At 39.1% G+C, this 7,440-nt stretch carries 5 protein-coding genes; 1 reads left to right on the top strand and 4 read right to left on the bottom strand.

Annotated elements, in window-relative coordinates; all coding sequences use genetic code 11:
• Positions 1-139: 139 nt before the first annotated feature.
• Complete coding sequence (locus J6O61_RS11395; RefSeq protein ID WP_292213203.1) at positions 140-517, bottom strand: zinc ribbon domain-containing protein; 378 nt, start codon at positions 515-517, stop codon at positions 140-142.
• Positions 518-1,257: 740 nt separating this feature from the next.
• Here J6O61_RS11395 and J6O61_RS11400 point away from each other — a divergent pair.
• Positions 1,258-4,974, top strand: a complete 3,717-nt coding sequence (locus J6O61_RS11400) for a clostripain-related cysteine peptidase (RefSeq protein ID WP_292213205.1) — start codon at positions 1,258-1,260, stop codon at positions 4,972-4,974.
• Positions 4,975-5,062: 88 nt separating this feature from the next.
• On the opposite strand, the gene J6O61_RS11405 is transcribed toward J6O61_RS11400, so the two are convergent.
• The 3 genes from J6O61_RS11405 to J6O61_RS11415 are packed head-to-tail and all read right to left on the bottom strand — an operon-like array spanning position 5,063 to position 7,253.
• Positions 5,063-5,674: a cyclophilin-like fold protein gene (locus J6O61_RS11405; protein WP_292213207.1), complete on the bottom strand. Its 612-nt coding sequence runs from the start codon at positions 5,672-5,674 to the stop codon at positions 5,063-5,065.
• Positions 5,675-6,217, bottom strand: a complete 543-nt coding sequence (locus J6O61_RS11410) for a flavodoxin family protein (RefSeq protein WP_292213209.1) — start codon at positions 6,215-6,217, stop codon at positions 5,675-5,677.
• Between the two features lie 13 nt (positions 6,218-6,230).
• Entirely contained in the window at positions 6,231-7,253 is a 1,023-nt protein-coding gene (locus J6O61_RS11415; protein WP_292213212.1) for an alpha/beta hydrolase, read from the bottom strand.
• Between the last annotated feature and the right edge of the window lie 187 nt (positions 7,254-7,440).

Raw genomic sequence — 7,440 nt, forward strand, 5'->3', positions numbered from 1 at the left:
AATTTGTCATTTTCAATGTGCTATAAATGAATTAGCTTTATTAAGGTTACCCAAAATGCAGGTAATGGCTAATTTCTAACATTTTCAATTTACTCCTTGACATTTCTTAGCTGGACTTTTATCAATTCCTCTATGTCTATCAAAACCTTGTTCCACATTTCGGACAAAAATCAAAATCCTCAGTTGTCTCATATCCGCACTGCCTGCATCTCTTATAGCCGGTAGCAAATCCTCTTCCACCGCTTACCTGAGTCAAATGGCTTGGCAGAATCTCTACCTCCTCGCCCCTTGCAATCATCTTACCAACCTCCGGATCAAGCTCGTAAACAACTCCGCAGCAGCTAGTCTGCACATAGTAATGTCTGTTCCACTTGAAAGTCGGTATAAAGAAAAGAGACAGCACTGTATATGTCATGAACACATTGAATCGTCCATATTTCCCACAGATGGAACAGGTGATCAACTGATTAAAATCAAAATCTTTCCTTCCATCTGTAATCCCCATGATAAAAAACATTTATTTCTTCACCCCTTCTCCATCAATTATTATTCTTCATATCTCGTAGAGCTCATTGGTACTGAGCGCATCAAAGTGCTTCACTATTAATTCCATACATGGCTCCCCTTTTTTCAACTCTCTTAATTATATGTAAAAAAGGACCCTAACGCTACATGAGTCGTCAGGTTTTATCTATGGTTTTTCCAAAGCAATCTGTTCATTTTCAATTAACAAATTATTTACAACGTTTTTAATTTGGCTTAAAGTTCGCTCGGTAATATAAATACATCAAGAGGAACACAAAACCTCCTGATACCTCACAAACAAAAATTTCTTTTTCATAACACCTCTCCGGTCAACACCCGGAGAGTCCTCCCTAAAACAATGCCGTGACATTATTGCCACGGCTTTATATATTTCATCCTGTATAGGCATCCTCAGCAGATTTTGAAAAATCTTGTTTTTCCAGCCATTCCTTTTCCTCTTCATTTTCCGGGATGTCTATTCTGTGCAAGCTCCTTGGCTGCATCTGTATTCATTTCTTCTTTTAGTAAAGTGCCTTCGACCATTGTTATCATTTTCCCGACTGGCTATCAATTGAGGAAACTAAATTCATGTCATTTTTTTATTACAGCCATATTATTTTTTTAATAAAGGTTAAAAAAATTGGATTTAAATGCCGATAACCACGATATATGGATGCATTCTTGAATCAAAAAAATCAAGATGTCATATTTTTTTGAAAGGAAGGTCGGATTATGCCCAAATTTAAGAAACTGCTAGTTGCTGTTTTATCTGTGGTATTTCTCGTTGCATCATCGTTGGCACCTGATATTACCACAATCTCATCAATGGCGGCCAAGACTACAAGCGTTGAGAAGCTTGCCAATGTATTTCCGGCGGGAATTACTCTGTATTCTGACTCGTTTCCCGGATTACATGTTACATACGATACTCAGGAAAGCTATGTAATAAAAGAAGGAAAGAATGAGGTAGCCTTAGGAATCAGCGTGACTGATAAAAAACTTGCAGATCTTAGCATTGCGGCTCTTAAGACTATTTTTGGAAAAGTGCGTATTCCTGCGGATGATGAGAAAACATCCTATTCAAAATCCTTTGTTATCGGCGTCTCAAACAGTCGGTATGAAGATATTGTTCTAAAAACCGGCAATGTTACTTTATATAATTTAGTAAAAAGCCTCAATTCCAACAATTCAAAAGAGACTATCCGTGCATATTCCGGCTTTTTTAGCAAACTATCGGAAGTTGTCCGGTTTATGGAAAAAACAGAAAGTAATCCGGCAGGTCCTGACTTGCCAAGATCAGATGAGCCAAATGAACCACCGGAAAGAAAAGAAAATGATGGACAGGATAGCGAAGAAGCTAATAAAGAACTGTGTAACCGAACTTTCCTTTTATATTTGTGTGGCGCAGACCTTGAGTCTAAAGACGGAGTTGGAACTCAAGATCTTTTAGATCTTTTAAGAACAAAAATACCTGAAGGGGTTAAAATCTATATTGTTACCGGTGGAAGCAAAAAATGGCATATGAATGATCCTGTTGTATACAAGTACTATGTCGAAAGGCTGCTTTTCCCCAGAATTGACGATGAAGATGCCGAAGAAGACGAAAAAATAATTACCCCTGAAGATAGAATTGAGATTGATAATATGGCAAATGATCTGCTCTCCAAATATGGGACAGAGATCAGTACCGGTGAGATTACGATTTGGGAAGTTGTAAATGACGGTACTCAAAACAGAATGGTTGAAACTAAAAGCTTTTCCGGAAAGTACATGACGGATCCAAAGTTCCTTTCACAAATAATCGACTATGTTGCGCCGGAAGATTCTGAAAGAAAATACGATCTGATACTTTGGGATCACGGCGGAGGTTACGGCGGATATGGTTATGATGAGCTGCTTTCAGAATATAAAGAATCTCACCAGCAAGAGAGTGGTCTTCCGGATCCGGGATTTTCACTAAAACAACTAAGAGAGGCACTTGCCGGAAGTGAGTTTATTCAAAGCGGTAGGAAGTTTGATTTTATAGGCTTTGATGCCTGTCAGATGGGAAACTATGAGGCCGTTTCCGCTTTAAAAGAACTCTCTTATTACTACATAGGATCTGAGGAGAACGAATACGGCACAGGTTGGGATTATCAGACACTTTTCAGTGAGCTTGAAAATAATCCGAAGCTCGGTACCAGCGAACTTGGAAAAAAAGTTGTAGATGCTTTTGTAAAAAAATTCGAGAAGGATATGCTGTCCTGTCTTTCTCTTGTTGATCTGACAAAGGTCGATGAACTTGACAGCGCAGTCTCAATATTTGCAGAGAATCTGTTAAAAGAGATTGAACAGACGGAATCCGCTTATTATGAAGTTCTGAATATAGTTGGAAAGAAATCACATTTTGCCACAAGAAACGGTGTCGATACATCAAATTATCTTGATCTCAAGAGATTTGTGACTCCCTTTGCAAGTGATGATTCTGTCTTTTCAAAAGAGCTTAAGGATGCCGCAAATAATGTTTTAAAGAATCTTGACGAATGTGTACTTTATAACAGGTGGTTGGAAAGAGACGTTCAGAACGGAGGACTTAGTATTTATTTTCCTCTGGCAGCATATTACGTGATGAATATCGACAATAATGGAACCGTTTCTTATTACGAGACAGCCAGTGAAGCGGTTAAAATATATGAAACGACAGGTTTAAATAATGAATACAAGAAGGTAATAGCCAGATTTGCACTCATGAATCTGGCCGCAAAACTCATAGGTGATGACTGGCAGACTGAGAATATAAAAAATAGAGATAATCTTATAGCTACAATCAGAGATTCTGATGCATGGAAAAATGAATGGAAAGATTATTGGAAGTATCTTTATGAAGCGGCAGGTGTGAATGAAGATGATCCTGATGACCCTACTTTGATGGGCTTTGATAAGATTCTGAATGACAGAATTACAAAAGAAGATATTATTGTAACTTTGCCCGATAAAGTAGACAATGCTTATAATGATTCAACCACTGCGACTATAGAAATTAATGAACCTGAAACTGTTGCCGTGGGAGAATCGGTAAAGGTAAAAGTCACACTTTTTGACAGCAACGATAAATATGTTGGCTCCATAGGTAATACCTGCCTGTATTCTGAAACAAAAGAAATTAACGATTCCAAGGTTACATACAGTGTTGCTCCTTACAATTCTGTGTGGTATCTGCTAAATGGACAGATATGCAGCATGTATATCACCAAAACAAATGAAGATGGTTCTTATCAGGGTTACATTCCTGTAAGTATATGGGCCAATGCGAAAAGTGCTTCCACCCTTGAAATGAAAGAAGGGGAATCAAGATCAGATTATCTGAAGAGGGCTGCAAAGGATGAAAAGGTTACAACTTTATATCTGAATATCTTTTCAGATGAAAAAGGTGAGAAATTATCCGTTGACAGCTACAGCATTGTTCAGGACTTTGACGGAACTGTTGCCGCTGCGAAAGCCAATATGAGTTACCTTGAAGGCGGGTATTTCGAGCTTCTTGGCGGTGCTGATGATTTCTACAAAACAGCCAGTACCCCTGCCTTATTCTCACTTGGAACCATTTATAAAGAAAATAATAAAGCTTTTGACATTACAACCGATTATGTGGACACAGGATCGTACTATTATATAAGCGATGTATACGGAAAGGATTATGAACTTACAAAAGAAACTCTGGGTGCAGAAAAGGGGCTTGATGATTTCTACTCAAAGCCCGGCACAGATGAAAATGGAAACACTATAAAATACATGACCTGGGAAGAGAGTCTTCAGAAGGCTGAGCAAGTCAGGGCTGAGGCAGGAGAAGCTGCAAAGGAGGCCGAAAATCAAGCAGAAAGTACCAATAATCTGAATCAATCACCTGCGGCTGCCATAAGGAGTATGGCGTCATCAGTAGATGCAAAAACTATAACGCCAGACGCTGAATCCGACGAAGCAGTAAATGTAGAAGACGTAGCTAAGGCTGTTGAAGAGACTGGTGAGAAATCTGCAGAAGAAACTGCAACAGAGAAGGCTTACGAGGAGACTGTTGAAAAGACTTCTGATGAAGATTCAACTGAGACGACTTCCGAAGAAACTGTTGAAAAGGCTTCGGATGAAGCTTCAACTGAGACGACTTCTGATGAAAATGCTGAAAAGACTGCGGAAGAAGCTGCAACAGAGAAGACTTCTGATGAGACTGTTGAAAAGACTTCGGAAGAAGCTGCAACAGAGAAGACTTCTGATGAGACTGTTGAAAAGACTTCGGAAGAGAATGCGATGAAGCCTGAAACAGAAGAAAAAAGCGAAGAAACACCTGAAAAGGCAACGGATCCGATCCCCGAAGTTTTACCTTCTGAAACAACATCAGTAGAACCTTCTGATGTTGTCGACAGTACTACAGAGCAGGAAGATAACACTAATGAATCTGTTCAAGAGGATCAGGATTAATGATGGCCCGGGCATTTTGCCCGGGTCAGACTATGTAAAATAAAAAGGCTTTCAAGTAATTTCTATTGTACTACACCACCTTTTATCTCTATTCCCTGCTAATGGTTATAGTAACATCACCATTTGAAAGAAGATCTGCCATCTCTGCTTCATCCTTATCAGATATATGACCTAGCCTTGTGTATGACCAACTGTTGGAACCATAAAACACCACCATCTGGTTTCCTGAATACAGAACTATATCTCCTGATGATGTTGTTGTCTGCTTATCATCTCGTGGCAAACTCTGTCCTATGGAACCCACCTGTTCAAAACCGCCATACATTGACATCTGAATGGTAATATCACCATCTTTAGCCATATCCCGCAGCGCTTCTACAGCCTGATTGTCTTCCCATTCCACATTAACTTTTGTATCGCCAATTTTCATTATCATAGTTGCTTCTCCAATGCTTGTTTCATCAGAAGAATCATTGCTTTCAGCAGTCTGATTATCAGATTCTTCTGTGTGATATGTTTCTATGTCTTCTGCTAAAACAGATTTCACTGTTTTTTCTACTCCTACATTTTCCAATGCAGAAATAGCAGTTTGTGAATCATGATTTTCATATACTGATTCCGTTTCACCTGAACAGGCACTGACACAAAGCATCATGAACACACTAAGTGTCATCATGATCATTTTCATCATTAATTTCATTTATTTTATGACCTTACCAAACTCGAAAGCTTCGTTTAACTCTTCAGTTTTTTTCGATGCCTCACCAATATCGCCTATGCCTCCACAGAATAAGGAACCGGAGAATTCTGCCTTTTCAAAACAATCAACCCATCCCTGGAGTCCGCTTTCAGCCTTTTGGGGCACAAACTCTTCATCCTCAGCAGCGACAGAGAGCATATATACATTTCTAAATCTATAATCTGAAGGATATAGAGGATTGAGCCTGTCCAAAAGAGTCTTCATCTGCCCGCTCATCTCGTAATAATAAATAGGTGTTGCAAAAACCAGGGTATCTGTATTCTTTACTTTTTCTGCAATAGTGGCAGCATCATCCTTAATGACACATTTTTGTGTATTTTGACAGGCCAGACATCCGATACAGAATCCGATATTTTTCCCTTTTAGGCTTATATGCTCCACATCATGACCTGACGCTTTTGCTCCCTCTATAAGCTTTTCAGTAAGTATATCTGAATTGCTATTTGTACGAAGGCTTGTTGAAATAACTAACACTTTACTCATATCATCCCATCCTTTATTTATTTTCTATTGGCACAGCATTTAGGTTCTCCATAAAGAAGCTCTCCAGCTTGTCAAAAGGAATATAATCCTTATCCCCGCCATCATAGAGGTCAGTGTGCACAGCATCAGGAATTATCATAAGTTCCTTATTATCTGCGTACTTGCTGTCTTTAATCATATCTGCATAAGCATCCTTTGAAAAATAACATGAATGAGCTTTTTCTCCATGTACAAGTAAGACAGCACTTCTGATCTCATTACTATACTTAAGGATTGGCTGATTTACAAATGATTCACAGCCAATCACATTCCAACCACCGTTGGAATTAAGGCTTCTCTTGTGATAACCTCTGTCAGTCTTGTAGTAATCATAATAGTCTTTCACAAAGAAAGGTGCATCCTCCGGAAGTAGATCTACTACTCCGCCGCCAAGCTTATACTCACCTGCCTTAAGGTCTTCAAGTCTCTGAGCGCACATAGCAGCCCTCTTCTGATACCTTGCTTCCTCGCTGTCCTCGGAGTCAAAATATCCCTTGGCATTTACTCTTGTCATGTCATACATTGTCATTGCAGCTGTAGCTTTGATTCTTGTATCAAGAGCTGCTGTGTTTACAGCCATTCCTCCCCAACCACAGATACCGATGATTCCAATCCTGTCAGGATCTACTTTTTCATTAAGTGAAAGGAAATCAACTGTAGCCATGAAATCTTCTGTGTTGATATCAGGAGATGCCATATATCTTACGTTCCCACCGGACTCTCCTGTAAAGGAAGGGTCAAATGCTATCGTCAAAAAACCTCTCTCTGCCATTGTCTGAGCATAAAGACCGGAATACTGCTCCTTAACTGCTCCGAATGGCCCGCATACAGCAATTGCAGGAAGCTTACCATCTGCATTCTTTGGAACATACATATCTGCTGCCAGGGTGATTCCATATCTGTTTACGAATGTTACTTTGCTGTGGTCAACCTTATCACTTTTCTTAAAGGTCTTATCCCACTCGGTTACAAGGTTTAGTTCTTCTTTTCTGATCATTTTACATTCCTCCGTTTTAATCATTTCTCTTTTTGAATCTGTCTTATCAAAAAATCCATGTTATCAACTTTTTTCTGGCTGTCATGAAGCACATCCATAAGATGACACCGACATTTTCTAAGATCTCTAAGAAGTGTATCTGTATCTCCTTCTTCATACATCTTTTTCATAAAGCTTATTTCTTTCT

The sequence above is a fragment of the Butyrivibrio sp. genome, from assembly GCF_017635265.1.
Lineage (GTDB): Bacteria > Bacillota > Clostridia > Lachnospirales > Lachnospiraceae > Butyrivibrio.

What these genes read in the sequence shown, in the direction of transcription:
- J6O61_RS11395 (WP_292213203.1), bottom strand. Translation starts at nt 517, where the DNA reads ATGTTTTTTATCATGGGGATTACAGATGGAAGGAAAGATTTTGATTTT.
- J6O61_RS11405 (WP_292213207.1), bottom strand. Translation starts at nt 5,674, where the DNA reads ATGAAATTAATGATGAAAATGATCATGATGACACTTAGTGTGTTCATG.
- J6O61_RS11400 (WP_292213205.1), top strand. Translation starts at nt 1,258, where the DNA reads ATGCCCAAATTTAAGAAACTGCTAGTTGCTGTTTTATCTGTGGTATTT.
- J6O61_RS11410 (WP_292213209.1), bottom strand. Translation starts at nt 6,217, where the DNA reads ATGAGTAAAGTGTTAGTTATTTCAACAAGCCTTCGTACAAATAGCAAT.
- J6O61_RS11415 (WP_292213212.1), bottom strand. Translation starts at nt 7,253, where the DNA reads ATGATCAGAAAAGAAGAACTAAACCTTGTAACCGAGTGGGATAAGACC.